General features: G+C 72.0%; 28 protein-coding genes. 12 read left to right on the forward strand and 16 right to left on the reverse strand.

The genetic code is table 11. The features are described from left to right. Positions 1-259 precede the first annotated feature (259 nt). A complete protein-coding gene (locus tag F603_RS0130625; protein ID WP_026328864.1) occupies positions 260-880 on the forward strand; it encodes a DUF47 domain-containing protein in 621 nt (206 codons plus the stop codon). A 6-nt stretch (positions 881-886) separates the two neighbouring features. Then, the gene (locus tag F603_RS0130630) at positions 887-1,882 is read left to right on the forward strand and encodes an inorganic phosphate transporter (protein ID WP_019549740.1); all 996 of its coding nucleotides are present in this window, start codon (positions 887-889) and stop codon (positions 1,880-1,882) included. A 117-nt stretch (positions 1,883-1,999) separates the two neighbouring features. Here the strand turns inward: F603_RS0130630 and pstB are convergent, their stop codons facing one another. The 4 genes from pstB to pstS form a co-directional block, all read right to left on the reverse strand. Then, complete coding sequence (pstB, locus tag F603_RS0130635) at positions 2,000-2,776, reverse strand: phosphate ABC transporter ATP-binding protein PstB (protein WP_019549741.1); 777 nt, start codon at positions 2,774-2,776, stop codon at positions 2,000-2,002. A 76-nt stretch (positions 2,777-2,852) separates the two neighbouring features. Further along, positions 2,853-3,932, reverse strand: coding sequence for a phosphate ABC transporter permease PstA (gene pstA, locus F603_RS0130640; protein ID WP_019549742.1), 1,080 nt, complete (start codon positions 3,930-3,932; stop codon positions 2,853-2,855). Further along, entirely contained in the window at positions 3,929-4,936 is a 1,008-nt protein-coding gene (pstC, locus tag F603_RS0130645) for a phosphate ABC transporter permease subunit PstC (RefSeq protein ID WP_019549743.1), read from the reverse strand. The genes pstA and pstC overlap by 4 nt, the downstream gene beginning before the upstream one ends. A 142-nt stretch (positions 4,937-5,078) precedes the next feature. After that, on the reverse strand, positions 5,079-6,203 hold the full coding sequence (gene pstS, locus F603_RS0130650; protein ID WP_019549744.1) for a phosphate ABC transporter substrate-binding protein PstS: 1,125 nt from the start codon (positions 6,201-6,203) through the stop codon (positions 5,079-5,081). Positions 6,204-6,640: 437 nt separating this feature from the next. Between pstS and F603_RS0130655 the strand changes: the two genes are divergently transcribed. Together F603_RS0130655 and F603_RS0130660 are read left to right on the forward strand one after the other, a co-directional pair. Further along, positions 6,641-7,678, forward strand: a complete 1,038-nt coding sequence (locus tag F603_RS0130655; RefSeq protein ID WP_019549745.1) for a C40 family peptidase — start codon at positions 6,641-6,643, stop codon at positions 7,676-7,678. 287 nt (positions 7,679-7,965) lie between these two features. Beyond that, positions 7,966-9,333 carry a PP2C family protein-serine/threonine phosphatase gene (locus F603_RS0130660; protein WP_019549746.1) on the forward strand — a complete coding sequence of 456 codons (1,368 nt, stop codon included), beginning with the start codon at positions 7,966-7,968 and terminating at the stop codon, positions 9,331-9,333. Positions 9,334-9,344: 11 nt separating this feature from the next. On the opposite strand, the gene F603_RS0130665 is transcribed toward F603_RS0130660, so the two are convergent. The 3 genes from F603_RS0130665 to F603_RS0130675 all read right to left on the reverse strand — a co-directional run bounded on the left by F603_RS0130665 (position 9,345) and on the right by F603_RS0130675 (position 11,003). Further along, on the reverse strand, positions 9,345-9,680 hold the full coding sequence (locus F603_RS0130665) for a DUF2516 family protein (RefSeq protein WP_019549747.1): 336 nt from the start codon (positions 9,678-9,680) through the stop codon (positions 9,345-9,347). Between the two features lie 271 nt (positions 9,681-9,951). After that, entirely contained in the window at positions 9,952-10,470 is a 519-nt protein-coding gene (locus F603_RS0130670) for a hypothetical protein (protein ID WP_019549748.1), read from the reverse strand. A 134-nt stretch (positions 10,471-10,604) separates the two neighbouring features. Next, positions 10,605-11,003 (reverse strand): helix-turn-helix domain-containing protein, encoded by a 399-nt coding sequence (locus F603_RS0130675; protein ID WP_019549749.1) that lies wholly within the window; start codon positions 11,001-11,003, stop codon positions 10,605-10,607. A 225-nt stretch (positions 11,004-11,228) separates the two neighbouring features. Here F603_RS0130675 and F603_RS0130680 point away from each other — a divergent pair, with 225 nt between their 5' ends. Together F603_RS0130680 and F603_RS0130685 are read left to right on the forward strand one after the other, a co-directional pair. After that, positions 11,229-11,564, forward strand: coding sequence for an ArsR/SmtB family transcription factor (locus F603_RS0130680; protein ID WP_019549750.1), 336 nt, complete (start codon positions 11,229-11,231; stop codon positions 11,562-11,564). Positions 11,565-11,566: 2 nt separating this feature from the next. After that, positions 11,567-12,289, forward strand: coding sequence for a cation efflux transmembrane domain-containing protein (locus tag F603_RS0130685; protein ID WP_019549751.1), 723 nt, complete (start codon positions 11,567-11,569; stop codon positions 12,287-12,289). Between the two features lie 171 nt (positions 12,290-12,460). On the opposite strand, the gene F603_RS0130690 is transcribed toward F603_RS0130685, so the two are convergent. The 3 genes from F603_RS0130690 to F603_RS0130700 form a co-directional block, all read right to left on the reverse strand. Continuing rightward, entirely contained in the window at positions 12,461-13,402 is a 942-nt protein-coding gene (locus F603_RS0130690) for an arsenic resistance protein (RefSeq protein WP_211231145.1), read from the reverse strand. 479 nt (positions 13,403-13,881) lie between these two features. Next, on the reverse strand, positions 13,882-14,133 hold the full coding sequence (locus tag F603_RS0130695) for a type II toxin-antitoxin system RelE family toxin (protein WP_019549753.1): 252 nt from the start codon (positions 14,131-14,133) through the stop codon (positions 13,882-13,884). After that, positions 14,130-14,381 carry a type II toxin-antitoxin system Phd/YefM family antitoxin gene (locus F603_RS0130700; RefSeq protein ID WP_019549754.1) on the reverse strand — a complete coding sequence of 84 codons (252 nt, stop codon included), beginning with the start codon at positions 14,379-14,381 and terminating at the stop codon, positions 14,130-14,132. The genes F603_RS0130695 and F603_RS0130700 overlap by 4 nt, the downstream gene beginning before the upstream one ends. Before the next feature lie 217 nt (positions 14,382-14,598). On the opposite strand from F603_RS0130700, the gene F603_RS0130705 reads away from it, so the two are divergent. Together F603_RS0130705 and F603_RS0130710 are read left to right on the forward strand one after the other, a co-directional pair. After that, entirely contained in the window at positions 14,599-15,396 is a 798-nt protein-coding gene (locus F603_RS0130705) for a class I SAM-dependent methyltransferase (RefSeq protein WP_019549755.1), read from the forward strand. A 38-nt stretch (positions 15,397-15,434) separates the two neighbouring features. After that, positions 15,435-15,947 carry a DinB family protein gene (locus tag F603_RS0130710; protein WP_026328865.1) on the forward strand — a complete coding sequence of 171 codons (513 nt, stop codon included), beginning with the start codon at positions 15,435-15,437 and terminating at the stop codon, positions 15,945-15,947. Positions 15,948-16,025: 78 nt separating this feature from the next. Here the strand turns inward: F603_RS0130710 and F603_RS0130715 are convergent, their stop codons facing one another. Next, a complete protein-coding gene (locus tag F603_RS0130715) occupies positions 16,026-16,589 on the reverse strand; it encodes a YbaK/EbsC family protein (RefSeq protein WP_019549757.1) in 564 nt (187 codons plus the stop codon). Positions 16,590-17,085: 496 nt separating this feature from the next. On the opposite strand from F603_RS0130715, the gene F603_RS0130720 reads away from it, so the two are divergent. The 3 genes from F603_RS0130720 to F603_RS0130730 all read left to right on the forward strand — a co-directional run bounded on the left by F603_RS0130720 (position 17,086) and on the right by F603_RS0130730 (position 19,738). Next, the gene (locus F603_RS0130720) at positions 17,086-17,586 is read left to right on the forward strand and encodes a VOC family protein (RefSeq protein WP_019549758.1); all 501 of its coding nucleotides are present in this window, start codon (positions 17,086-17,088) and stop codon (positions 17,584-17,586) included. A 126-nt stretch (positions 17,587-17,712) separates the two neighbouring features. Beyond that, the gene (locus tag F603_RS0130725) at positions 17,713-18,510 is read left to right on the forward strand and encodes an SAM-dependent methyltransferase (protein ID WP_019549759.1); all 798 of its coding nucleotides are present in this window, start codon (positions 17,713-17,715) and stop codon (positions 18,508-18,510) included. A 79-nt stretch (positions 18,511-18,589) separates the two neighbouring features. Then, complete coding sequence (locus F603_RS0130730) at positions 18,590-19,738, forward strand: MerR family transcriptional regulator (protein ID WP_019549760.1); 1,149 nt, start codon at positions 18,590-18,592, stop codon at positions 19,736-19,738. Between the two features lie 155 nt (positions 19,739-19,893). Here the strand turns inward: F603_RS0130730 and F603_RS0130735 are convergent, their stop codons facing one another. From F603_RS0130735 to F603_RS0130755, 5 genes are all read right to left on the reverse strand, one after another. After that, on the reverse strand, positions 19,894-20,304 hold the full coding sequence (locus F603_RS0130735; RefSeq protein ID WP_019549761.1) for an ankyrin repeat domain-containing protein: 411 nt from the start codon (positions 20,302-20,304) through the stop codon (positions 19,894-19,896). Between the two features lie 187 nt (positions 20,305-20,491). After that, a complete protein-coding gene (locus tag F603_RS35285) occupies positions 20,492-21,169 on the reverse strand; it encodes an HAD family hydrolase (RefSeq protein ID WP_019549762.1) in 678 nt (225 codons plus the stop codon). 105 nt (positions 21,170-21,274) lie between these two features. Further along, positions 21,275-22,558 (reverse strand): GNAT family N-acetyltransferase, encoded by a 1,284-nt coding sequence (locus F603_RS0130745; protein ID WP_019549763.1) that lies wholly within the window; start codon positions 22,556-22,558, stop codon positions 21,275-21,277. Between the two features lie 55 nt (positions 22,559-22,613). Then, entirely contained in the window at positions 22,614-23,567 is a 954-nt protein-coding gene (locus F603_RS0130750) for an asparaginase (protein WP_019549764.1), read from the reverse strand. Positions 23,568-23,637: 70 nt separating this feature from the next. Continuing rightward, on the reverse strand, positions 23,638-24,264 hold the full coding sequence (locus tag F603_RS0130755) for an RsiG family protein (protein ID WP_026328866.1): 627 nt from the start codon (positions 24,262-24,264) through the stop codon (positions 23,638-23,640). A gap of 160 nt (positions 24,265-24,424) precedes the next feature. Between F603_RS0130755 and dtd the strand changes: the two genes are divergently transcribed. Continuing rightward, positions 24,425-24,850, forward strand: coding sequence for a D-aminoacyl-tRNA deacylase (gene dtd / locus F603_RS0130760; RefSeq protein WP_037957519.1), 426 nt, complete (start codon positions 24,425-24,427; stop codon positions 24,848-24,850). The last annotated feature ends 7 nt before the right edge of the window (positions 24,851-24,857 follow it).

Raw genomic sequence — 24,857 nt, forward strand, 5'->3', positions numbered from 1 at the left:
TACGGGCGCGGGAGCGGTTGCGGTACAGGGGCGACGGAGGCGCGGGTCCGGGTGCGGCGACCGCCTCGGCGGGACCCTTGAGCGGAGCCCCTGAACACCCGCGTCGGCCATACCCCGCCCGGGTATAGGGTAACGGTTTTTTCGGAGGCAGATTCAAGCCAGCCACCTCGATAAGCGACACTGGGAACGCCGGTTCGCCGTGGCCGGATGGTGCGCCTAGCATCAACAGGACCGATACCGAGGCATCCGAGGAACCCTAGTGCGCTTTCGTCTTACCCCAAGGGAGACGAGCTTCTACGACATGTTCGCGGCCTCCGCGGACAACATCGTGACCGGCTCAAAACTCCTCATGGAACTGCTCGGGGCGGAACCCTCCGCACGCACCGAGATCGCCGAACGAATGCGCGCAGCGGAGCACGCGGGCGACGACGCCACCCACGCGATCTTCCACCAGCTCAACTCGTCGTTCATCACGCCGTTCGACCGCGAGGACATCTACAAACTCGCCTCCTCGCTCGACGACATCATGGACTACATGGAAGAGGCGGTCGATCTCGTCGTCCTCTACGAGATGGAGGAGCTGCCGCGCGGAGTGGCGCACCAGATCGAGGTGCTCTCCCGGGCCGCCGAGCTCACCGCGGAAGCGATGCCCAACCTGCGGACCATGGACAACCTCACCGAGTTCTGGATCGAGGTGAACCGACTGGAGAACCAGGCGGACCAGATCCACCGCAAGCTTCTCGCGCACCTCTTCAACGGGAAGTACGACGCCATCGAGGTCATGAAGCTCAAGCAGATCGTCGACGTGCTGGAGGAGGCGGCCGACGCCTTCGAGCACGTGGCCAACACGGTCGAGACCATCGCGGTCAAGGAGTCCTGACCTTCCGTGGACACGTTCGCGCTGATCCTGACCGTCGGGGTCGCACTCCTCTTCACGTACACCAACGGGTTCCACGACTCGGCGAACGCCATCGCCACCTCCGTCTCCACGAGGGCGCTCACCCCGCGGGCCGCGCTCGCGATGGCCGCGGTGATGAACCTCGCCGGCGCGTTCCTCGGCAGCGGCGTCGCCAAGACCGTCAGCGAGGGGCTGATCGAGACCCCGCACGGCGACTCCGGCATGGCGATCCTCTTCGCGGGCCTCGTGGGCGCGGTGATCTGGAACCTGATCACCTGGTACTTCGGCCTTCCCTCCTCCTCAAGCCACGCGCTCTTCGGCGGCCTCGTCGGCGCTGCGCTCGCGGGCGGGATCACGGTCTTCTGGAGCGGTGTGCTCGAGAAGATCGTGCTGCCGATGTTCATCTCGCCGATCATCGGCCTCGGCCTCGGCTACCTCGTGATGTGCGTCATCATGTGGCTCTTCCGCAAGTCCAACCCGCACCGCGCGAAGCGCGGCTTCCGCATCGCGCAGACCATCTCGGCCGCCGGCATGGCGCTCGGGCACGGCCTCCAGGACGCGCAGAAGACGATGGGCGTCGTCGTCATGGCGCTCACCATCGCCGACGTCCACCGGAGCGACCAGATCCCGGTCTGGGTGAAGATCGTCTGCGCCATGATGCTCTCGCTCGGTACCTACGCGGGCGGTTGGCGGATCATGCGGACGCTCGGGCGCCGCATCATCGAGCTGGACCCGCCGCAGGGCTTCGCGGCCGAGACGACGGCGGCCTCCGTGATGTACACCGCGTCGTTCATGTTCCACGCCCCGATCTCGACGACCCACGTCATCACCTCGGCGATCATGGGCGTCGGCGCCACCAAGCGTGTCTCGGCGGTGCGATGGGGCGTCGCGAAGAACATCGTCCTCGGCTGGTTCATCACCATGCCGGCGGCGGCCGTCTCCGCGGCGGTCTGCTACTGGCTGGTGCTTCTCTTCTTCGGCTGACGCGCCCCCGGCACAAGAAACCCGGCCCCCGGACAACCCGCCGAGCGGGCCGGGGGCCGGGCGGGCTCGCGGTGGCACCGCCATGCAGCACCGCGAGGCAGCCGGGGCTCGACGGCGTCAGCCGAAGCGCCCGGAGATGTAGTCCTCGGTCGCCTGGACGCTGGGGTTGGAGAAGATCCGCTCGGTCTCGTCGATCTCGATCAGCTTTCCCGGCTCGCCGACGGCGGCGAGGTTGAAGAAGGCCGTACGGTCCGAGACCCGGGCCGCCTGCTGCATGTTGTGGGTCACGATGACGATCGTGTACGCGGACTTGAGCTCTTCGATCAGGTCCTCGATGGCGAGGGTCGAGATCGGGTCGAGCGCCGAGCACGGCTCGTCCATCAGCAGCACCTGCGGCTCGACGGCTATCGCCCGGGCGATGCAGAGCCGCTGCTGCTGACCGCCGGAGAGCCCCGAACCCGGCTTGTGGAGCCGGTCTTTGACCTCCTCCCACAAGTTGGCGCCGCGCAGCGACCGCTCGACGACGTCGTCGAGCGCCGCCTTGCGGTGGCCGCCGTTGAGCCGCAGCCCCGCCGCGACGTTCTCGTAGACCGACATCGTCGGGAAGGGGTTGGGTCGCTGGAAGACCATGCCGACGGTGCGGCGGACCGCGACGGGGTCTATCTCGCTGCCGTAGAGGTTCTCGTCGTCGAGCATCACCTTGCCCTCGACGCGGCCGCCCGGAGTCACCTCGTGCATCCGGTTCAGGGTGCGGAGGAACGTCGACTTGCCGCAGCCCGAGGGGCCGATGAACGCGGTCACCGAGCGGGGCTCGACGGTCATGGAGATGTCGTCGATGGCGCGGAAGCCGCTGTAGAAGGCCGTCAGGCCGCTCACATCGATGCGCTTGGCCATGTCACTCACTTCGCTTCCTCGGGTGTCCGCGCTCGCGCCCGGACGGTGGTTCTTCGGGTCTGGTCGGCCGCGCGCCTCAACTGCGGCCCTGCGCGGGCGCCTTCCAGCGGGCGAGGCCGCGGGCGAGGAGGTTCAGCGCCATGACGAAGGCGATGAGCACCAGTGCGGCGGCCCAGGCGCGGTCGTAGGAGGGGGCGTTGCCGTTCGCCCACTGCTCGTAGATGTAGTAGGGGAGCGAGGACTGCGCGCCCTCGAACGGGTTGGCGTTGATCTGCGCCGAGCCGAAGACGAGGAGGAGGACGGGCGCCGACTCACCGGCGATGCGGGCGACCGCGAGCATCACGCCTGTGGTGATCCCGCCGATGGCGGTGGGGAGCACGACCTTGAGGATCGTCTTCCACCGCGGTACGCCGAGGGCGAGCGACGCCTCCCTGAGCTCGTTCGGGACGAGCTTGAGCATCTCCTCCGTCGAGCGGACGACGATCGGCATCATCAGGATCGCGAGGGCCATGGCGCCGGCGAACCCGGAGTAGCCGAAGTCCAGCAGGATGATCCAGAACGAGAGGACGAAGAGTCCGGCGACGATCGAGGGGATGCCGGTCATCACGTCGACGAAGAAGGTGATGGCGGAGGCGAGCCGTCCGCCCCCGTACTCGACGAGGTAGACGGCGGTGAGCAGCCCGATCGGGGCCGCGATGAGGGCGGCGAGGCCGACCTGTTGGACCGTGCCGAGCAGGGCGTGGTAGATGCCGCCGCCCTCGTCGAGGGTGAGGACGCCGTTCATCGAGTGGGTGAGGAAGTGGCCGTCGAGGACCCTGCTGCCGCGCGCGACCGTCTCCCAGAGGAGGGAGGCGAGCGGGATCACGGCGACGAGGAAGCTCACCCAGACCACGCTCGTCGCCAGGCGGTCGCGCGCCTGCCTGCGGCCCTCGACCGCGGCGGCGAGCAGGTAGCTCGCGACGACGTGGAGGGCGGCGGCGAGCAGCCCCCACTGGACGCGGCTCTCCCACCCCGCGAGGAGGCCGAGTCCGCAGCCGGCGAGGGCGGAGCCGAGGGCGGTGGCGGCCGGTGCCCACCGCGGGAGCCGCGGTTGCCGCAGTTGCGCCGGCGCGGGAGAGGGCGCCGGGGTCGTCTGCCTGGTCATGGTCTTGCTCATGCCGCTGCCCCCGAGTACTCCTTGCGCCGGGCGATGATGAGGCGGGCCGCTCCGTTGACCAGCAGGGTGATCAGGAAGAGGACGAGCCCCGAGGCGATCAGCGCGTCCCTGCCCATGGTTCCGGCCTCCTTGAAGCCGGCCGCGATGTTCTGCGCGAAGGTGCCGCCGCCGGGATCGAGGAGGCTCGCCTGGAGGACGAAGCTCGGCGAGAGCACGGTGGCGACGGCCATCGTCTCGCCGAGCGCGCGCCCGAGCCCGAGCATGGAGGCGCTGATCACGCCGGAGCGGCCGAAGGGGAGGACGGACATCCGGATCACCTCCCAGCGCGTGGCGCCGAGGGCGAGCGCGGCTTCCTGGTGGGCGGCCGGCGCCTGCCGGAAGACCTCGCGCGAGACGTTGGTGACGATCGGCAGGATCATGATCGCCAGCAGGATGCCGACGGTGAAGAGCGACCGCGGCGCCCCGCCCGCGTAGCCGAACACCCCGGTCCAGCCGAGGAACTGCTCGAACCACTCGTAGAGCCCGCTCAGGTGCGGCACGAGGAAGAGCGCCCCCCACAGGCCGTAGACGATCGAGGGGACGGCGGCGAGGAGGTCGACGACGTAGCCGAGCGCGGCGGCGACCCGGCGGGGCGCGTAGTGCGAGATGAAGAGCGCGATGCCGACGGCGACCGGCACCGCGAGAAGCATCGCGAGCACCGAGCTGACGGCGGTGCCGAAGACGAGCACCGCGATGCCGAAGACCGGCGGGTCCGCGTTGGCGTCCCACTCGAAGGTGGTGAGGAAGTTGCCCTCGTCGGCTTGGATCGCGATGGCGGCGCGCCAGCTCAGGAAGGCGGCGATGGCGGCCATCACGACGAGGAGCGTGATCCCCGAGCCGCGGGAGAGCCCGCGGAAGACACGGTCGCCGCGGTGGGTCGCGCCGCGGCCGGCTCGGAGCGCGGGGCGGTCGGGCCGCTCCTCGGGGGATGGCGCCGGCGGGGGGTGGACGGCGTCGGTGGTCATGGGCTCTCCGGTCTGGTGCGGGCCCCGTGCGGGGGCCGTGGCGGTGCACCGGATGGTTTCTGCCGCGTCCGCTGCGGGACGGCGGCGGTGTGCGGGACGGCCGGCCGGGCGCCCGAGTGCGGCGCCCGGCCTCGGGCCTGTGTCAGGCGAGGCCGTCGACGGTCTGGCGGACCTTCGCGGCGATCTCGGCGGGGAGCGGTGCGTACCCCTTCTCGGCGAGGACGTTCTGGCCGTCCTCGCCCGCCGTGTAGCGGAGGAAGGACTTGGTGGCGTCGAGGGTCTCCTTCTTGTTGCCCCGGTCGCAGACGATCTCGTAGGTCATCAGGACGATCGGGTAGGCGCCGGGCGCCTTGGTGCGGTGGTTGAGCTCCAGGGCGAGGTCCTTGCCCTCGCCGACGATCTTGGCGTCGGCGATCGCCTTCGACGCGTTGTCCGTGGTCGCCTCGACGGGCTCGGAGGCGCCGGTGTCGAGGTCGACCGTGTCGAGGTCGTTGCCGGTGGCGTAGGAGAGCTCGACGTAGCCGATGGCGCCGTCGTTCTGCTGGACGTTGGTGGCGATGCCGGAGGAGCCGTCGGCGCCCTGGCCGCCCTTGGTGGGCCACGCCTTGGCCGGCTCGTGCTGCCATGCCTTTGGGGCCGCTGCGTTGAGGTACTCGGTGAAGTTGTCGGTGGTACCGGACTCGTCGGAGCGGTGGAACGCCTGGATCTTGGTGTCCGGGAGGTCGGCGTCGGGGTTGAGCTTGGCGATCGCCTTGTCGTTCCACGTGGTGATCTCGGAGTCGAAGATCTGCGCCAGCACGTCGGCGTCGAGGACGAGGTCGTCGACGCCCTCGACGTTGTAGGTGACGGCGATCGGGCCGCCGACCATCGGCAGGTCGATCGCGCGGCCGTCCTTGCAGACCTTCTGGGACTGCTGGACCTCGTCCGGCTTCAACGCCGAGTCGGAGCCCGCGAAGGCCGTCTTGCCCTGGAGGAACTCCTGGATGCCGGCGCCCGAGCCGGTCGGCTTGTAGTTGATCTCCGTGGTGTCGCACGCCTGCTGGTACGTCTGCGTCCAGATGTCCATGGCGTTCTTCTGCGCGCTCGACCCGGACGCGAGCAGCTTGCCGTCGCCGTCGCACTTGATGTTGCCGGCCGCCTTGCTCGTGGCGTCCCCGCCGCCCTCGGAGTTGTCGTCCGAGCCGCAGGCGGTGAGTACCAGGGCGCCGGAGGCCGCGACGGCGCAGAGCGCGACGGCGCGGGACCGGTTGGTGCGCTGAGGCTTCACGTTGGTTCAGTTCCTTCCATGGCCGCGCCGCCGGTGCGACGCGCACGTGGGGCGGGGCGGTGGCCCCGTCTCCTTCGGTGTCCTGAGTGAGTTGTTCTGCTTTCGCCGGCCGGCCCCGTGGTCCGGTCGGCGCCTCTCGGGTGCGCCCCTTCCCAGCGGGGGCGGCCGACTCCCCGACTCGGCGCGAAGCTCGGGCGTACGGTCGAAATTAGGCAGCACAAGTGAATCGACCTGCCGGGACCGGTGAACGGGCGGTGAATCTCGGCCGTCGGGGCGGTGGCTGCCGTCATCTTCTGCGACGCCGGCGGGGCAGTGTGGCTGCGGGGCCTCTGTCGGAATTCGTTCCGGCATGGCAGCATCCGCGGAGTCGGTAGGGCTACCTGCGGGTAGCCGCGGGAGCTGCGAGGGGGTTCCGCGTGGGGCGGCGACTGGTCCGTATGGCGAGAAGCGGCGCACTGGTCTCGGTGTGCACGGTGGGGGCGCTGGCCGCGGGCACCTTCGTGCACCCGGCGTACGCACAGCCCGGGCCGCCCGGCGGTGGGGGCAGGTTGGAGCAGGTGCGCAAGGAGATCGCCGCGCTCCACGACCGCGCGGGCTCCGCGACGGACGCGTACAACGCGGCGGAGTCGAAGGCGTCGAAGCAGCGCAGCAAGGTCCGCGAGCTCCGGGGCAAGGTCGCATCGACGGAGCGCCGCCTCGCGTCGATGCGCGACACGGCGGGCGCCATGGCGCGTGCACAGTACCGCGGCGGCGGACTGCCCGACGAGGCGAAGGTGATGCTCCAGGACGACCCGGAAGCCTTCCTCCACTCCGCCTCGCTCGCCCGCAAGGGGCAGCAGGCCGCGAAGGGCTTCCTCGCCGACCTCTCCGGGACCCGCAGCCGGCTCCGGGGATACGCCGACGACGCCGCCTCGGAGTGGGAGCGCCTCGACGCGAGCCGTGCCAAGAAGGCGAAGGCGAAGAAGCGCATCGAGAGGCAGCTCAAGCAGGCGAAGCGGCTGGAGTCCCAGCTCGCGGAGGAGGAGCGCAAGCGGCTGCGGAAGCTGGAGGACGAGGCCGCCGCCGCGGCGCAGGAACGCTGGCTCGACTCCGGGGTACTGGAGAAGATCGACGGCAAGGCGTCGAAGGCGGGCAAGCGCGCGCTGGAGTACGCGGCGGAGCAGCTCGGCAAGGAGTACGAGTGGGGCGCCGAGGGCCCGCGCACCTTCGACTGCTCCGGCCTGACGATGCGCGCCTGGCAGGCGGCGGGCGAGCGCGTACCCCGCACCTCGCAGGAACAGTGGAAGCACCTTCCCCGGGTGCCGGTCGAGCGGATGCGCCCAGGGGACCTGCTGATCTACAAGCAGGACGCGAGCCACGTGGGGATCTACGTCGGAGACGGCGAGGTGCTCCACGCCCCGCGGACCGGGCGGCAGATCACCGTCGAGGGGGCGGGTGCCATGCCGATCCTCGGGGTGGTCAGGCCCGACAAGTGACCCGACGCCCGCGCATGCGGGCTCTGGCGTCGCACCCGCGTGAGTTTGGTCATGCCGACGCCGCGTAGGCGGAGCCGGGTTCGTGTGAATTGCCCCCGCGGCAGGGGCATATGACAAGGGCGAAGGCCCTTGAGGCATTCCGTCCGCACACGCCGGGACGCTAAGGTCCCTCCGGGAAAGCCCGGGACGACGTGCGCACCGACCGACCGCAGTCGCCGCCCCGGGCCCTGTGGTGTGCCGCTCGGCTCACCGCCACTGCCCTCGGGGGGAGGGAAGAGGAAGCTGAGATGTCCGTACGCGCGGAGCGCCCGTCGGCCCCCGAGCCGGCCGCCCGTCTCCCCGAACAAGGGGGCGGGGAAGGGGAGGCGGACGCCGAGGTGCCGGCGCCGGACGAAGGGCTGAGCACCGCCGGGGCGAGCGGCGACGGGGAGATCGACTCCGCGCCGAGCGCGCGTACCAAGGCCGGCGGAGGGCTCACCCTGCTCGTCATCGAGGACGACCCGCACGGCGCCGTCCGCATCCCCGCCGTCACCGATGCGGCAGGGCGCGAGGCGCGGGTGCGCACCGCGCGCAACCTCACCGAGGCCGCGCGGCTCCTCACCGACGACGTCCACTGCATCCTCCTCGACCTCGAACTCCCCGCCGTCCGCGGCGAATCCGAGGACTCACCGGCCGCCGAGCCCGGCGAGCTCGACGTCCTCCACCGGGTGCTCGACCTCGCGCCCGGCCACGCCGTGCTCGCGCTCACCGGCGGAGCCGATCTGGAGCTGGGTGCCGAGGCGGTGCGCGTCGGCGCCCAGGACTACCTCGTCCGCGACGAGCTCGACGGGCGGCTCCTCAGCCGCGCCGTCCGCTACGCCGTCGAGCGCAAGCGGGGCGACCTCGCGCAGCGCCAGCTCACCGAGTCGCGCCTGCGTGCACAGGAGAACGCCCGGCTGGAGCGGGGACTGCTTCCGCGGCCTCTGCTGGACGGGAGCGACCTGCGGTTCGCCGCGCGCTACCGTCCCGGCCGCTCCCGGGCCCTTCTTGGCGGCGACTTCTACGACACCGTCCGCACGGCCGACGGAACCGTCCACGCGATGATCGGCGACGTCTGCGGCCACGGCCCCGACGAGGCAGCGCTCGGCGTCGAACTCCGCATCGCCTGGCGCACGCTGACCTTCGCCGGGATCTGCGGAGATGAACTCCTCGGCACCCTCCAGCGCGTGCTGGAGCACGAGCGGGCCAGCGACGAGATCTTCGCGACGCTCTGCACCGTCGACATCGCGCCCGACGGACGCAGCGCGGGCGTCTGCCTCGCAGGCCACCCCCCGCCGCTGCTCTCCGGCGGGGACGCGCCCCCGCGGCTCCTCACCCACCAGGAGGGCGGCCCCGCGCTCGGCCTGCTCGCCGAGGCCCGGTGGCCCCGGGGTGAGGTGGAGCTCGGCGGGGAGTGGAGCCTCATGATGTACACGGACGGGCTCGTCGAGGGCCGGACGGGGAACGGCGGGCGCGAGCGCCTGGGAGAGGACGGCATGCTCGAACTCATCGAGCACCAACTCGAAGCGGGGGCCTGCGGCGAGGACCTCCTCGACGGCGCGATGGCCGACGTCAGGCGGCTCAACGGGGGCGAGCTCACCGACGACGTGGCCGTTCTCCTGCTCGACCGGGCCTGAGCCCCGGCGGCTCAGCGGCCGTTGAACGGTCCGTACGGGCCGTCGCTGCTGCTGCCACCGCGGCGCGGTCCGCCGCCCATGACCTGCTTCAGGGCGGGACGGACGTCGACGAGGTAGACGATGGTGGCGATGAGGCCGATGATCTGGAACAGGATCAGCCCGAAGGGCAGCAGATTCACGACGACCACGAGTCCGAGGATGATCAACCAGAACCGCTTGGTCTGCTTGTCCGCGGCGCGGTAGGCGTCCTCCCTGCGCATGACGGCATCGACGAAGGCGAAGATGCCGATTCCGAGCACCACAAGGCTGATCAGCCAGAGCAGTGTCCCGAAGCCCTCCATCAGCATGGGTGCTCACTCTCTCCTGGTAGTCGCTGCGTGCCGTCGCGCCGCCCGTGCAGCACGGGCCGGTCGCCCACCGGGCAGCATCCTGCGCTCCGCCCGCATGCCCGCAACCGTACCCAAGGCCGCACCGGGAGTGCACCGAGCGGACGGCGCCTTCCTCCCGGAGGCAGGTGCGCGGAGGGGCGCCGTGTACGCCGGGGCACGCGGCGCGGCCGTGTGCGGGCCGCCGCACCCGGAGCCGTCGCCCTCGGCGGCTCCGGGGACGGGCGGCCGCTCAGGACTCCTCGCCCTTCGGCGACGTGCCGGGCGCCGTCGTTCCGCCGGTGGACGCGGTCTCCGCCGCGGTGTTGCGGTCCGACGCCGGCTCCGGCCCGTCCTCCTGCGGCGGCTCGGCGACCTTGACCGTGGTCCGCTCGATATTCACCTCCGGCCCGTCGTCCTCTCCGCGCCAGGAGGCGACGGCCCCGCGGCCGCGGACGGCCAGCTCGTCGTAGCCCTCCTTCGCCTTCACCGCGTACTCGGCGGCGAGACCCACGCCCTGGAGCGCGTACTGCTGGGCCTGCTCGCGCAGCCGCTTGATGTCGGCGTCGAGCCCGGTGAGGGTCTCGCTCACCTTGGCCTGGGTCTCCTTCGCCTGGCGCGCCAGCTTCTCCTGGAGCTCCCTGGTGTCGGTCTCGCGTGCGGCGGCGAGCCTGCCGGGGGCCTCCTGGCGGATCTTGTCGATGACGCCGGCCGCGAAGTAGAGCGGGGTCGGGTCGGTGAGCGTCTTGCGGACGTCCTCTGCGAGGGGCATGCGAACTCCTTTGCGTGTGCTGCGTGTTGCGTCCTGGCACCGCCGACGGGTGTGCGGTGCCGTCCGTGCGACCTGTCGTCGTACGGCTGGACTTCGGTTCGGTGTGCTGTTGGTCGGCCTGCCGCGCGGGCAGGCTAGGCGCCCGTTGCGGCCTCCGGCTCCCCCTGCCCGGGCGGCCCGTCCGCTGCGGCGTTCTCCTTGCGGAACGACTCGTAGATCTGGAGCAGCGCCTGCTTCTGCTGCTCCTGGAGCGACGGGTCGGCGAGGATCGCCGCCGGCACCTGGAGCGACTCCGCCCGGTCGCGCTCGTCGAGGATGCCGGCCTGGACGTAGAGGGACTCCGCGGAGATCCGCAGCGCCTTGGCGAGCTGCTGGAGGATCTCGGCGCTCGGTTTGCGCAGGCCCCGCTCGATCTGGCTCAGGTAGGGGTTGGACACCCCTGCGGCATCGGCGAGTTGACGGAGCGACAGCTTGGCGTTGCGCCGCTGCTCCCTGAGGAACTCACCGAGGTTGCCGACGTTGAGCGAGGCCATGCGCCCAAGAGTGCACCCCCGCGCTAACTTTTGCAAGCAAGTCGCTTGCTGGAGGCTGTTCTTCGCGGGACGGCTTGGTGCGCTGGTTGACCATCTTCCAGGCCAATTGGCTGTTTCGGGCAGCTTGGTTGGTCGGCTTGGGTGTGAGTCAGGCGGCTCGACCGGGTGGTCGGGGAGGCATTATCCACGGTGTGCTGAATTCAGTAATCCGTGTACTGTGGCCATGTGCTGACTGTTGCCTCTGACATCGACGTGCTGGCCCGGTTCGGCCGCGCGCTCGCCGACCCGATCCGCTGCCGCATCCTGCTCGCTCTCCGTGACGCCCCCGCCTACCCGGCCGACCTCGCCGACATCCTCGGCATCTCCCGTACTCGGCTGTCGAACCATCTGGCGTGCCTGCGCGACTGCGGATTGGTCGTCACCGTGCCCGACGGCCGCCGCACCCGTTACGAGCTGGCAGACGAACGCCTCGGCCACGCGCTGGACGATTTGCGCACGGCCGTGGTGGCCGTGGAGACCGACCGCACCTGCCCGAACGCCGGGACGAAGGGCTGCTGTTGACCATGACCGCCGAAAGATCGCTGTTCCTCGGCCCTTCCCCGGCTCGCCGCGACGTGCTCACCCGCCGGGTACGGCTGTTGGTCGCGGCCACCATTGCCTACAACGTCATCGAGGCGGTCGTCGCCGTCACCGCCGGCAGCCTCGCCTCCTCCACCGCTCTGATCGGCTTCGGTCTCGACTCGGTCATCGAGGTCTCCTCAGCCGCGGCCGTCGCCTGGCAGTTCTCCGCCTCCGACCCTGCTGTTCGCGAGGCGCGCGAGCATCGGGCCCTGCGGATCATCGCCGTCTCCTTCTTCGCTCTGGCCACCTATGTCGCCTTCAGCGCCGTCCGCTCGCTCGTCGGGGCCGGGGAGGCGGAGCGGTCGTTTTCCGGCATCGTCATCGCCGCCCTGTCGCTGGCGATCATGCCGTTCCTGTCCGCCGCCGAGCGCCGCGCCGGGCGTGAACTCGGTTCCGCCACCGCGGTCGCCGACTCCAAGCAAACGCTCCTGTGCACGTACCTGTCCGCCGTCCTCCTGCTCGGTCTGGTCCTCAACGCCACCCTCGGCTGGTCCTGGGCCGATCCCCTCGCTGCCCTCGTTATCGCTGCCATCGCCGTCAAGGAGGGCCGCGATGCCTGGCAGGGCAAGGGCTGCTGCGCGCCTCCGGCCGCCGCGGCCATCCCTTCTGACGGCAAGGACGCGGACGCCTGCGGCTGTCGCCCCGGATGCGACTGCTGCGCTTGAGCACCGCCGCGACCGGGCGCACTGGGGTGTGGCCACCTTCCGTGCTCGGATCGGCCAACGAGCGCGGTCAGTCACGCACGGGACGGGACACGCTCGTCGGTGAACTCCAGCGGCGCGCGGCCGACTTGAGCACGAGCCGGGTGAGCAGCCCGCCCTGCGCCGCGGTGCCGGTCAGCGGGCGGGCAGGAGCCGGGGCACCGCCCGCACGTAGACGACCATGCCGACCACCTCGACCAGGGTCTGGGTGACCACGACGACCGCGGCGATCGCCAGCCGGTCCGGCAGGGCCAGGGCGAGCGGCAGCACGACGAGGGAGTTGCGGGTCGCTCCGGTGAAGACGAGCGCCCGTCCGGCCGGCACGTCGAGACGGAACAGGCGGGCGATGCCGACCCCGGCGAAGGCCATCACCACGAGGAAGAGGAGGTAGAACGGCACGACGCGGACCACGTCGGCCAGGCTGTCGCCCAGCTCGGGGACCTGGGAGGCGACCACCGTCAGCAGGGTCGCGGCCATCAGCGGCACCATGGCCGTGCCCATCGCATCGGCCGTCTTCTGTCCGGCCGGGCGGCGGGCCGCCCATGCCTGGGTGCACCACGCCAGCGTCAGCGGGACGACGATCAGCACGGCGAAGGCTTCGACGAACGGCCCGGCCTCGACCACGTCGGCCAGGTCCGCACCCATGAGCAGGAAGAGGAAGCCGGGCAGCAGCACCATCTGCGCGAGCAGCAGCAGCGGAGTGGCCGCCAGCAGCCGCTGGCTGCTGCCCCCCGCCAGCCCCGAGAAGACGATCACGTAGTCCACACAGGGAGCCAGCAGCACCAGCAGCACGCCCAGCCGCACCGCCTGGTCCTCGGGCAGGAAGGCGAACATCGCCGTGACCACCAGCGGCACCACGACGAAGTTCACCACCAGCGCGGCGGCCAGGAACCGGCCCGCCTTCAGCGAGCGGAGCAGTTCCGCAGCGGGCACCTGGAGAAACGTGACGTACAACAGGGCGGCGAGTACGGGATTGATGGCGTACTCCAGGCCCGGTCCCGCGGCGGGGGCGGCCCGGCCCACCAGGCCCCCGGCGGCGAGCGCCCCCACGTAGACGGCGACCTGGTGGCGTTCCATGCCCGCGACGAGGCCGGATGAGCGGGACACGTGCGTGCTCCTTGGGAAGGGCGGCCGCGAGAGCCGTATCGTGCTTACCTCACCGAACCTTCGACCCAGGCGAAGGTCAAGGCAGTGACTTCTCGAGGAGAGCGAACCAGGCGTCCACGAAGTGCTGATTCCAGGGTCTCCTGTCTCCTGTACCCGGCTGCCGCACCATCTGGCGTGCCCGTACGAGATCGGGATTGTCGTCGCGGTGCCCGACGGCCGCCGCACCTGCTACGAGCTGGCCGACGCGCGCTTCGGCCACGCGCTGGACCGCCTGCCGACGCGGAGCGGGCGCCTCAAATTCTGCCGGTGTCCACTCCGTGGCGGCGTCACGATAAGTGTTCGGCACCCGGTACTCCCCTTCAGCCTGGCCCGGGGAGCGTGGGTCTACGAGCGCGTCGCTGTCGCGTCGCGGCGAGGGTGGATGCATTGACCACTCGTACGTCGCGGGCTCAACGGGCGGCGCGGCCGAGATGGGTGACGAGAATGCGGATCACGTCGTCGTCGACGAGGTAGAGCACCCGGTAGTCGCCGACCCGGAGGCGTCGATAAGTGCCGCCGTGCGGTGTGGAGTTGGCGGGACGGGGGTTTTCGGCCAGAAGGTCGACGGCCTCGTACAGAGCGGTCAGACCCCGGGGGTCGTCCTTCAGGAAGCGCACGGCGGCGTTGGTGGCCTCCGGCTCCCAGACGATGCTGTAGGTCACGGACGAAGTCCCAGCAGGCGACCGACCTCCTGGTGCGACATGCCCTCCTCCAGAGTGCCCTCCGCCTTGCGCCGCTCACGCTCGGAGAGGGCCAGGGCGTCTTCGAGGTCCTCTATGACCTGGGGCGAGACGAGCAGCGCGGCCACATGGCCATGATCGGTGAGGGCGATGGTCTCCCGACTGTGGGCGGCGCGACGCACCAGGTCGCCGAGTTCGGAACGGGCCTTGCTGATGGCGATCTCAGTCATGGCTACATGATGGCAGAAGAGTAATCTTGTGGGCACTTCCAAGCGTTCTGTCGGCACAAGTCTCCGGAGACGAACCTTCCGTCCTCCACGTACGAGCCCGCCCGGGACGCCGCAGGCCATGGGGACGCGGTCGCCTACGGGCGAGCCGTTTCAGGCGGCGAACAACGGCTGGATGCAAGCGCTTGAAACCCCTCCGCCGCTTGGCGAAAGTGACGGGATGCCTCCCACCGACGCACCCGAACCCCACCGCAGCCACCCCATGGCGGAGTCCTTCGGCGAGGACGCCGCGCGGTACGACCGTGCACGGCCCCGGTACCCGGACGCGCTCGTGGCGGCGGTCGTCGCCGCGAGCCCGGGCAGGGCGGTGCTCGATGTCGGCACGGGTACCGGCATCCTCGGGCAGCAGCTACGGGCGGTGGGCTGCCGGGTGCTGGGTGTCGAAGTCGACGCGCGGATGGCCGAGTTCGCGCGCCGTGCGGGGCTCGACGTCGAGGTGGCCGCCTTCGAGGAGTGGGAGCCGGAGGGGCGCACCTTCGACGCCGTCGTCTCGGGGCAGTCCTGGCACTGGGTGGACGCCGCCGTCGGCGCGGCCAAGGCCGCCAGGGTGCTGGTGCCCGGCGGGTTGCTGGCGCCGGTGTGGAACACGTTCAACCCCTCGACCGAGGTGGCGGAAACCTTCGCCAAGGTCTACCGCCGCGCCGTGCCGGAGGCGCCGTTCAACCCCTGGTCGCCGGAGAGCCTCGGCGGCTACTCGCGGCTCTTCGCGCGGGCGGTCGAAGTCCTGCGCGAGGCGGGCGGGTTCGGGGCTCCGGAGGAGCGGCGCGTCGCGTGGGAGCGTCCGTACACGCGCGACGAGTGGCTGGAGCAGGTGCTCACCCACGGCGACGTCCTTCGGTTGCAGCCGGACGAGCGCGAGGCGCTGCTGTCGGGGATGGCGGAGGCGATCGACGCCTGGGGCGGGCGCTTGGCGATGGGGTACGAGACGGTCGCACTCTTCGCGGTGCGCGACGCCTGAACCGGGGGCCTGTCGTACCCGCCTGGCACGATGTTTCCATGACGCCGCCCGATCGCCCCATGCCGCCGCTCGCCGCCGACGAGCGTACGACCTTGGAAGGATGGCTGGACTTCTACCGCGCCACGCTCGCGCTGAAGTGCGCGGAACTGAGCGAGACGCACCTGCGCACCGCCTCGGCCGCCCCCTCCGCGCTCACACTCCTCGGCCTCGTCCAGCACCTCTCGGAGGTCGAACGCAACTGGTTCCGCCGGGTATGGGCAGGCGAGCAGGTACCGCCGATCTACGAGCCCGACGCCGACCCGTCCGCGCCGGACGGCGGCTTCACGCTCTCCGAGCGGGTCACCCGCGAGGACGCCCTCGCGATCTGGGAGGGCGAGATCGCCTGGGCGCGCGCCAACTGCGCCGGAAGAGCGCTGGACGAGACGGTCCCGTTCGGTGCGGCGCAGGTGAGCCTGCGGTGGATCTACGCGCACATGACGGCCGAGTACGCACGGCACTGCGGCCACGCCGACCTGCTCAGGGAGCGGATCGACGGGAGCACGGGGGTGTGATCAGGGCCGCCGCTCGTGCGCCGAACTCCCCGGCGTCGGAGCGCGGTTGCCCCGGTCGCAGGAGGGCGAGGTGCCGCGTCAGCCCGCGAGCCCGGGCACCGCTTCCGCGCCGGGGAGCCGGACGAGTGCGCCGCCGGGGAGGATCAGCTTGCCCCGGCGGCGGCCGCTGCCGACGAGTACGTACGGGGCACGCGCCGCCTCCTCGTCGATCAACAGCGGCCATTCCGGCGGCAGTCCGAGCGGTGTGACGCCGCCGTACTCCATCCCCGTCTCCTCGACGGCCGTCTCCGTCGGCGCGAACGACGCCTTGCGCGCGCCGAGGTGCTTGCGGACGGCGCGGTTGACGTCGATGCGGGTGTGGGCGAGCGCGACGCATGCCGCGAGGGTGGTCTCGCCGCCGCGCTTGGCGGCGACGATGACGCAGTTCGCGGACGCCTCCAGCGGTACGCCGTAGGTCTCGCAGAAGACGGCCGTGTCCGCCTTCTCCGGGTCGGTGTCGACGAAGAGGGCCGCTTCGGCGCTGTCGGACGCGGTCCAGTTCTTCAGCGCGTCCGCGGTGGGCGCGGCGAGCATCTCGGTCGCGTCGAGGGCGCGTTGGACGGAGTCGAACGTGCCGAGGGGGGATACGGGTCGGTCGCTCATGGACGGGACTGTAGCGGGTGCCCCGGGGTGGAGGCTGCTGTGGCTCTCCGTCGTGGGCGAGCGGGGGTGGGCTGCGTCGGGAGGGCGTCCCGGCGGGCGTCGGGGTGCGGAGGGGGCGCCGCGATCGCCCTCCCGTGGCCCGTGAGGCGGAAGACGCGGGGCGCTCCCTCGCGCTCGCCCTTGCGTGCACGGAGCGTCGACGCCGGCGGGCCACCAGCCGCGGTGCTGTCGGCTGCCGTGCGGCTCCGGGTACGCGTCGAACTCGCGGGCGGCGGCGGCCGGATGGGGGCAGCCGGCCTCGACGCGGCCGGACGGCGGTGTCGAGTGCGTGGGCGCCTGCCGCGCGCCCCGGCGTGTGCCGGGCGCCCGTCGTCAGCGCCTGTTGCGGTGGAACGCGCGGGGCATAGGGCGATGACCCACGGCCCCCTCGGCAGTCGGTAGAGGGTGAGGCCGGCGCCGGGCCGGCGCTTGCACCGAAACCGTGAAGGAGAGACGAGTGGCCGGGAGCAGCAGGAACGACGAGGACCAGAAGATCAAGACCTGCCTGTGGTTCGAGGGCGACGCGGAGGAGGCCGTGGAGTTCTACACTTCGCTCTTCCCCGGCGCGCGCACACTGGAGGTGCAGCGCTATCCCGAGGCGGGGCCGGGGGAAACGGGTTCTGTGATGACGATCGTCTTCGAGCTGGAGGGACGGCAGTTCATCGCGCTCAATGGAGGGAAGGTCCCGTTCCGCTTCAACGAGTCGGTGTCGCTCTCCGTCGAGTGCGACACCCAGGAGGAGATCGACAGGCTCTGGGCGTCGCTCACCGAGGGCGGCGAGGAGGTGGAGTGCGGCTGGCTCAAGGACCGGTACGGGCTCTCCTGGCAGATCGTGCCCCGCGTGCTCAAGGAGCTGCTGCGCGACGCCGACCAGCAGCGGGTCGAGCGTGCGATGCAGGCGATGCTCGGCATGTGCAGGCTCGACATCGCGCAGTTGGAGGAGGCGGCCGCCGGCTGAGCGCGGGGCAGGCCTGCGTCGGGAAGGTGCGGGAAACCGTCGTCAACGACCCCAGGATCGGGGAGAGTTGCTCCGCGGGACCCGGCCGGCCCCGCGCAGGCCCACGTCGCCCACGAGAGAGCGGATATGACCGAGACGCGACAGGAGATCGACTCCACCCGCCCGCACCCGGCGCGGATGTACGACTACTACCTCGGCGGCAAGGACTGGTTCGGCGTCGACAGGGAGGCGGCCGAAGAGGTGCTCAGGGCCGTTCCGTTCGCCCGCACCGGGGCGCGGCAGAACCGCGCCTTCATGCAGCGGGCGGTCCGCGCCCTCGCAGCCGAGCACGGCATCCGCCAGTTCCTCGACCTCGGCAGCGGCATCCCCACGGAGCCCAACCTCCACCAGGTGGTACAGCAGGTCGCGCCGGAGTGCCGTGTCGTCTACGCCGACAACGACCCGATGGTCCTCGAGTACGTCGACGTGCTGATGCACGGCACAGCGGAGGGCCGCACCGCCTACGTCGAGTCGGACGTACGCACGGACGACCTCCTCTACGACGAACGCGTCCGCGCCGTCCTCGACCTGACGCAACCCGTCGCCCTCTCACTCGTCGCCCTGCTCCACTTCTTCCCCGACGAACTCGACCCGCACGACCTCGTCGGCACGATGGTGGAGCGCCTCCCGGCCGGGAGCTGCCTCGTGCTCTCGCACGCCACCAACGACCTCGCGCCGGAGGAGGGCCGCCGCATCGAGGAGCTGTACCGGCGGGGCGGCAACCACATACAGGGGCGTACCAGGGAGGAGTTCGCGAGGTTCTTCGACGGCCTCGAACTCCTCGACCCCGGAGTGCAGTTGGTGCACCGGTGGCGACCGGAGGAGCGGCCGGAGCTGAACGACGCGGAGGTCTCCTTCTACGGCGCCGTCGCCCGCAAGCCCTGAACCGTTGACTCTTCCCCTGGGGCAGCCCGCAGCGTGTGCGTCCCCGGGCCCGAAGCCCGGGAACGAGGAGGGGAAAAGCGTGCGACTGCTCACGATCGGTACCTTCGCCCGCGCCGCGGGCCTCTCGCAGAAGGCGCTCCGCCTCTACGACGGCACCGGGCTGCTACGCCCCGCCCACGTCGACCCGGCCACCGGCTACCGCTACTACGCCGAGAGCCAGTTGGCCGAGGCGCGGCTCGTCGCCTGGCTGCGCCGGCTCGGGATGCCGCTGGCCCGGATCACGGAGCTGCGCGACCTGCCTCCGGCCGAACAGGCGGGCGCCGTCCGTGCGTTCCGGTCGGAGCGCGAGGCGGCGCACGCAGCCTGGCGGGACCTCGCCTCTCTCCTCGTCGACGAACTGACACGAAGGGCAGAGCCGATGACCGCATTCCGGGAGAGGGAAACCCCGCTCACCCTGCGCTACGCCGCCGCATCCGCGACCGGCCGCGAACGCCCGGGCAACCAGGACGTCGCGTACGCCGACGCCCGACTCCTCGCCGTAGCCGACGGTTTCGGGCCGCTCGGCCGGGAGGCGAGCAGCGCCGCCGTCGACGCGCTCGCCTCCGGCGAGGCGCCCGCGGCGCCCGAGGGCGCGCTGGCGACGCTGCGCCTGCTGCTCGACCGTGCCTCGGCCGCCGCCCGCGCCACGTCCGACGGCGCAGCCGACACGGCAGACGCAGGGACGACGCTCACCGCGCTGCTCCTCGCCGGGGACCGCCTGGCACTGGCCCACATCGGCGACACACGCGCCTACCTGCTGCGCGGCGACAGGTTCAGCAGGCTCACCGAGGACCACACGCACGTCGCCGCGCTGGTCGGCGCGGGCGAGCTGACGCCGGAGGAGGCGGAGTCCCACCCGCAGCGCACGCTGCTGCTCAGGGCGTTGACGACCGGAGCCGACGCGTCCTCGTACGACGCGGAGTTCGGCCTCCACGAAACGCGCGCGGGCGACCGGTTCCTGCTCTGCTCGAAAGGCCTCGGTGCGGCCGTCCCACCGTGGCGCGTGCGCACGGCCCTCACCTCGCACACCGAGCCGTCGGAGGCGGTGGCCGAGCTGATGCGGCTCGCGGACGCCGCGGGCGGCCCCGACAACGTGGCGTGTGTGGTGGCCGATGTCGTCGGCGGTTCGCCGACGGTGGTGGGTGCCGGCGGTTCGCCGACGGCGGCCGGCGGCCCGCGGCTCAGCTAGCCCCGTGTCGTACCGCGGACCGGTGCCGCCGCGTGGCGAACTCCACGCGGCGGCCGAGGAGTTCGGACGGGCGGCTGCCGTGCGGGGACCCGGGACACTCGCCGGCATGTGGCGGGCGTTGCGGAGGAGGCTCTCGAACCCGGCGCCGAGCCCCCTCAACTCCGGTCGAGCAGCTCCAACTTGTCGAACATCCGCGCTGTCTCGACGGCCGAGGGCTGTCCCTCCTCCGGATCGGCCCCGGCATCGAGGAGGACGCGTACGACCTCCTCCTCGCCCTTGAACACGGCGCCGGCGAGAGGCGTCTGCCCGCGGTCGTTGGCGCGGTCGGGGTCGGCTCCGCGCTGGAGGAGGGCGCTCACGGCCTCCGCGTGGCCGTGGTAGGCGGCGAGCATGAGGACGGAGTCGCCGCGGTCGTTGGTGAGGTTGACGGGGACGCCCGCGTCGACGTAGGCGGCGAGGGTCGCCGAGTCGCCCTTCCGCGCCAGGTCGAAGACGCGCTGGGCGAGTTCGAGCACCTCGGGGTCGTGCGCGGGCTCGTTGCTCTCGGGGGTCGGGGCGTCGGTCAAGGCGGTCGTCCTCCCTTGTGACGCGGTCACGCGCCGTTCCTCGGTGGCTCGGCGCACGGCACCGCCGCCGTGCGCCGACGGTCAGCTTACGTACGCGCCGGCGCCCGGAGCGTACGCGCCACCGCGCCCCCGTCGCGGAGGCGTGCCGTGCGCCTGCCCGCACACCAACGGAACATCCGTGGGAGCTTCAGACGTGCGCTCCTGGATCGATCGCCTGCACCACTTCGCGCAGGGACGCCGCGCTCCTCTCGGCCCCCGCCGCGGTGAGCGCCTCCCGCTCCTCGTCGCCCCTGGCGCAGCCGAGGAAGGGGACGCCTGCGGCCTCGGCCGCCTCCAGCGCCTTCGGCGTCCCGCCGACGAGCAGCGCGTCCGCCGCGTGCACACCCGCGGCCTCCAACGCGCGTGCGACGCATCCGGGATGGGGCATCAGCGGTCCCGTGCCCCGGCGTCCGTGGAGGTGCCCGGCGAGGAGGTGGCCTAGGCGCCGCCCGTCGAGGTAGCGGGCCGCCGCCTCCTCGCCGACGTCCGTGACGACGGCCGGCCGGCGTCCCGTGGCGACGAGGGTGTGCAGCAGCGTGTCGCTGTACGGCGCGGGAAAGGCGAGCGGCGCGGCGGCGTGCTCTGCGCGCTCGACGGCCGCCGCGACCTGGTCCGCCGTGCCGTCGCGTCGCAGCGTCGGCTCCGCGAGCGCGGCGCGCAGCGTCTCGTAGGGGTCTTCGCGGGCGAGCGGCGGGTGGCCTGCCGCGCGGACGAGGTCGTCGAGGGCGGTGGCCAACTCGCGCCGTGCCGTGGGGGAGAAGAGTCGGCAGACGGGGCCTTCGAGGACGAGCAGCACACACTTCGCCGTGTCGAGGAGATCGCGCATAGAGGTCCTTCGCAGCCGGGACGTGGCCGCTACAACTATTGCCCGGTGCCGGCGCGCCGTACAGCCGTCCGACCGAACGGGTCCTGTGGGGCGACCCCCGAGGTGTCAGAACAGGTCGGGACACCACGGCTGCCGGGAGGTCCGGAAGAGCGCATCGGCGGCGAGGGCCGCACCGGCACGCTCCTCCCCGACCCGGCCCACCGAGGCGAGCCGCACCGCGGACTCGCCGCCGAGGTAGAGCGCGCCCAACTCCCCGACGTCGAGCGAGAGTTCCGCCTCCTCGCGGGTGGGTGTGCACACGGCGCCCTCCGCGCCCGCGTCGAGTCGGAACCTGCCGCCGGCGAGCCCTGCGGCGTCCCGTACGTCGAGGACGAGCGAGCCGGGCGCCGCGTAGCGCCGCGCGCCGAGCATCCGCGGTACGTCGAGCGGGCGCAGCCACAGGAAGTCGGCGTGCACCAGCGTCTTCGCGGCGCGCGGGTTGGGGAGGAGGAGCGGCAGGACGTCGTCGGGGGCGCGCGTGCCGGAGCGGACCTGCGCGACCCAGTCGAGCGAGAGGACGTGCCGCCACAGCGCCCGCTCGGCCTCGGGCGTCACCGCGAAGAGGTCGTGGACCCGCGCCGTCTGGCAGGGCAGCTTCGCCTCCCAGTGCTCGTCCACGGTGTACGCGACGGCGCCCTGCGGGGTGCCCGACGCGTCGCGGTGGACGGCGTGGAGTGTGGGCGTGCGCTCCGTGCCGGGGAAGCGGGCGAGGGCGAGCTGCGTCTGCCAGCGGTGGTCGGGGCGGTCGATGGCGCCCTGGCGCTCCGGCAACAAGCGGAAGCGGTCGAAGACCTCGGGGAGGAGCGTGTACGCCTCCTGCGCGTCGACGAGTTCCACCCGCGCGCCGTCCTCCGGGCCGCCGTACCGCGGGTCGAGGCCCGAGCGGGCGATCTCCACCTCGAACTCGGTCGAGGCGGTGGCGGGCCCGAAGCCGAACCTGCCGTAGATCGGGTACTCGGCGGCGACGAGGATCGAGCAGGCGTCACCGCGCTCGCGGGCGGCGGCGAGGCTCTCCGCGACCATCCGCGAGAGCAGGCCGCGCCTGCGGTGCGTCGGCAGGACGGAGACCTGCGTGACCGCGTCCGCGGGGAGCTCGCCGCCGCCGGGGACCGTCAGCCGCCGCGGCATCGTCCGCAGCGCGCCGACGGCGCGAGCGCCCTCGAACGCGCCCCAGGTGCGGTCGAGTTCGACGTGCGGGAGGCGCGCGGCGAGCTCTTCGGACGACACCTCGGGCAGCCGGTGGAACCCCAGCTTCGTGCCCCGCAGCCACTCGGCGAACTCCTCCTCGGCGACCGTGCGGACGACCGGGTCAGGGGCATGGGCGACGGCGGAGGCGGTTCTCGTCGGCATGGCGTCACCCTAGGGACGCCCCACCACCCCCGCACCTCCTTTTCCGCGCGCGCCCTCACACCACGGCCCGCACCTCGCCCACCGTCCCGCCGCCGCCGAGCACCGGCTGGCGCTCCACCTGCTCCAGCACCTCGCCCGAGACCCCCGCGCCCCGCAGCAGCGAGGCGAGCACGGGGCCGAGGGCGCGCGCGGCGCCGTCGTCCACCTTGAACGCGAGCGCGCGGCCGTCGGGGAGCGCGAAGCCCTGCACTCCCTCGGCGCCCATCTTGCTGACGGCGCCCGGGAGTTCGCGCATCAGCCAGGTGTCGTGCCGCCGGGTGCCCGCGACGTACTCGGGGTGCGCCCGCATCGCGTCGGCCACCCGCCCCTCGGGGGTGCCCGCGTCGGCCGTCGCCAGAGTGCGGAAGGCGCGGGCGAGGCCGGTGAGGGAGACGGCGAGGAGCGGGGCGCCGCAGCCGTCGACGCCGGTGTGCGCGACGGGCTCCTGGGCGGCGGACTCCAGAGTCGCGCGGATGCCCCGCTGGAGGGGGTGGTCGGGGGCTAGGTACCCCTCCGTCGGCCAGCCGCGTTCGGCGCAGACGGCGAGCATCGCGGTGTGCTTGCCCGAGCAGTTCATGGCGATCCTCGAGCGTGTCCGCCCCGCGGCGAGGAAGCGCTCCGCCTCCTCCGCGTCGAGCGGGAGGTCGGGAGGACAGCCGAGCTGCTCCTCCGCGAGCCCGTACTCGGCCAACATCCGCTCCACCAGCTCCAGATGGAACGGCTCGCCCGAGTGGCTCGCTGCCCCCAGAGCCAGCCGCCTGCCCTCCAACCGCAGGCCGGCGCTGAGCATCCCGGCGGCCTGGAACGGCTTGTTCGCCGACCGCGGGAAGACGGGCGCCCCCGGATCGCCCCACTCCCGCTCCACGCTCCCGTCGGCACCGAGCACCACGGCCGAGCCCCGGTGCCGCCCCTCGACCAAGTCGGAGCGGACGACCTCGGCGAGGAGAACGGAGGACGGGGAAGTGGACATCGGCGCACCCTTCGACGGTTCGGCTACCCCACCATCCTGAACCCGTCGCCGAACGGCGAGGTGCGCGGCCTCAGGAGAGCAGGTCGTCCACCTGCGCCTCGCCCTCGCGATAACGGCGCGCGATCTCCCTGCTGCACCCGTCGGCCGTCCGCTGGAGCGACTGCCTGCGCTGCGAGACCCGCTGCTCCCGCTGGACCAGACGCTCCATCGCCTCCCGGAGCTCCCCGTCCGTACGGGCCGCGAGGTCGCTCAACTCCACCTCGGAGAGCATCTCTTCGGCGAGCTTGCGGTACTCCGCGCCGCGTGGTGCGCGCAGCGTCACGTGACGCGCCGAGGTGCGGTGGGCGGAGGGGGTGTCGGTGAGGATCTGCGGGAGCTGGTCGAGCAGGCAGGAGCCGGGCTCGCTGCGGCGGGCCAACTCGGCGGCGAGGATGTCGATCCGGCCCTGGAGGAGGCGGCGGAGGTAGCTGAGGTCCGCCTCGTCCTGCTGCGCCGCGCGGCGCAGCCGGCGCACTTCGGGCAGGCGCAGCAAGCGCACGTCGGGGGCGTCCTCGGAAGGTGTGCTGCCCGGGCCGCTCGCGCCTGGTGCGACCGAGCCGGCGCTGACGGGTCCGCTCGCGCGGGTGTCGCCGGGAATCGTGCCGGTGCGGGCCGTCGGTACACCGCTGGGCGTCCTGCCGGCTCCGGTTGTGCTCATGGGCTGGTGTCCCCTCATCCCCTTGCGCGGCAGCAGCCGTTCGCGCCGCGTCACCGCATCGTGCCACTCCATCACTGCCCGCCGCAGGCTGCGGCACCCATACGGCGGCAGCGCGCCCCCCGTGCCCCCGCGCCCCCGGAGTGCGTTGCATGATGGCCGAATGCGAGCGGTGGTACAGCGGGTCGACGGCGCGAGCGTCGTCGCGGACGGCGCGACGGTGGGAGAGTTCGCCGGTGAGGGCCTGTGCGTCCTCGTCGGCGTCACACATGAGGACACTTCGGCCAAAGCTGCCCAACTGGCCAGGAAGCTATGGACGGTTCGCATTCTTCACGATGAGAAGTCCTGTTCCGACACGGGAGCGCCGCTCCTCGTCGTCAGCCAGTTCACTCTCTACGGTGACGCCCGCAAGGGCCGCCGCCCCACCTGGAGCGCCGCGGCACCGGGCCACGTCGCGGAGCCGCTCGTCGACGAAGTCGCCGACGCGCTGCGCGCGTTGGGCGCCGAGGTGCACACCGGCAGGTTCGGCGCCGACATGCGCGTCTCGCTCACCAACGACGGACCGTTCACCGTCCTGCTCGACGTATGAGAACGGC

This window comes from Streptomyces sulphureus DSM 40104, from assembly GCF_000381025.1.
GTDB classification, from domain to species: domain Bacteria; phylum Actinomycetota; class Actinomycetes; order Streptomycetales; family Streptomycetaceae; genus Streptomyces; species Streptomyces sulphureus.

Excerpts from the sequence above, each read along its gene's own strand:
- F603_RS0130675 (WP_019549749.1), bottom strand. The coding sequence starts at position 11,003 with ATGGCCTCGCTCAACGTCGGCAACCTCGGTGAGTTCCTCAGGGAGCAG.
- F603_RS0130665 (WP_019549747.1), bottom strand. The coding sequence starts at position 9,680 with ATGCTGATGGAGGGCTTCGGGACACTGCTCTGGCTGATCAGCCTTGTG.
- F603_RS0130670 (WP_019549748.1), bottom strand. The coding sequence starts at position 10,470 with ATGCCCCTCGCAGAGGACGTCCGCAAGACGCTCACCGACCCGACCCCG.
- F603_RS0130690 (WP_211231145.1), bottom strand. The coding sequence starts at position 13,402 with ATGGAACGCCACCAGGTCGCCGTCTACGTGGGGGCGCTCGCCGCCGGG.
- F603_RS0130655 (WP_019549745.1), top strand. The coding sequence starts at position 6,641 with ATGGCGAGAAGCGGCGCACTGGTCTCGGTGTGCACGGTGGGGGCGCTG.
- F603_RS0130710 (WP_026328865.1), top strand. The coding sequence starts at position 15,435 with ATGACGCCGCCCGATCGCCCCATGCCGCCGCTCGCCGCCGACGAGCGT.
- F603_RS0130725 (WP_019549759.1), top strand. The coding sequence starts at position 17,713 with ATGACCGAGACGCGACAGGAGATCGACTCCACCCGCCCGCACCCGGCG.
- F603_RS0130705 (WP_019549755.1), top strand. The coding sequence starts at position 14,599 with ATGCCTCCCACCGACGCACCCGAACCCCACCGCAGCCACCCCATGGCG.
- F603_RS0130745 (WP_019549763.1), bottom strand. The coding sequence starts at position 22,558 with ATGCCGACGAGAACCGCCTCCGCCGTCGCCCATGCCCCTGACCCGGTC.
- F603_RS0130750 (WP_019549764.1), bottom strand. The coding sequence starts at position 23,567 with ATGTCCACTTCCCCGTCCTCCGTTCTCCTCGCCGAGGTCGTCCGCTCC.
- F603_RS35285 (WP_019549762.1), bottom strand. The coding sequence starts at position 21,169 with ATGCGCGATCTCCTCGACACGGCGAAGTGTGTGCTGCTCGTCCTCGAA.
- F603_RS0130685 (WP_019549751.1), top strand. The coding sequence starts at position 11,567 with ATGACCGCCGAAAGATCGCTGTTCCTCGGCCCTTCCCCGGCTCGCCGC.
- pstA (WP_019549742.1), bottom strand. The coding sequence starts at position 3,932 with ATGAGCAAGACCATGACCAGGCAGACGACCCCGGCGCCCTCTCCCGCG.
- pstB (WP_019549741.1), bottom strand. The coding sequence starts at position 2,776 with ATGGCCAAGCGCATCGATGTGAGCGGCCTGACGGCCTTCTACAGCGGC.
- dtd (WP_037957519.1), top strand. The coding sequence starts at position 24,425 with ATGCGAGCGGTGGTACAGCGGGTCGACGGCGCGAGCGTCGTCGCGGAC.
- F603_RS0130755 (WP_026328866.1), bottom strand. The coding sequence starts at position 24,264 with ATGAGCACAACCGGAGCCGGCAGGACGCCCAGCGGTGTACCGACGGCC.
- F603_RS0130715 (WP_019549757.1), bottom strand. The coding sequence starts at position 16,589 with ATGAGCGACCGACCCGTATCCCCCCTCGGCACGTTCGACTCCGTCCAA.
- F603_RS0130700 (WP_019549754.1), bottom strand. The coding sequence starts at position 14,381 with ATGACTGAGATCGCCATCAGCAAGGCCCGTTCCGAACTCGGCGACCTG.
- pstC (WP_019549743.1), bottom strand. The coding sequence starts at position 4,936 with ATGACCACCGACGCCGTCCACCCCCCGCCGGCGCCATCCCCCGAGGAG.
- F603_RS0130660 (WP_019549746.1), top strand. The coding sequence starts at position 7,966 with ATGTCCGTACGCGCGGAGCGCCCGTCGGCCCCCGAGCCGGCCGCCCGT.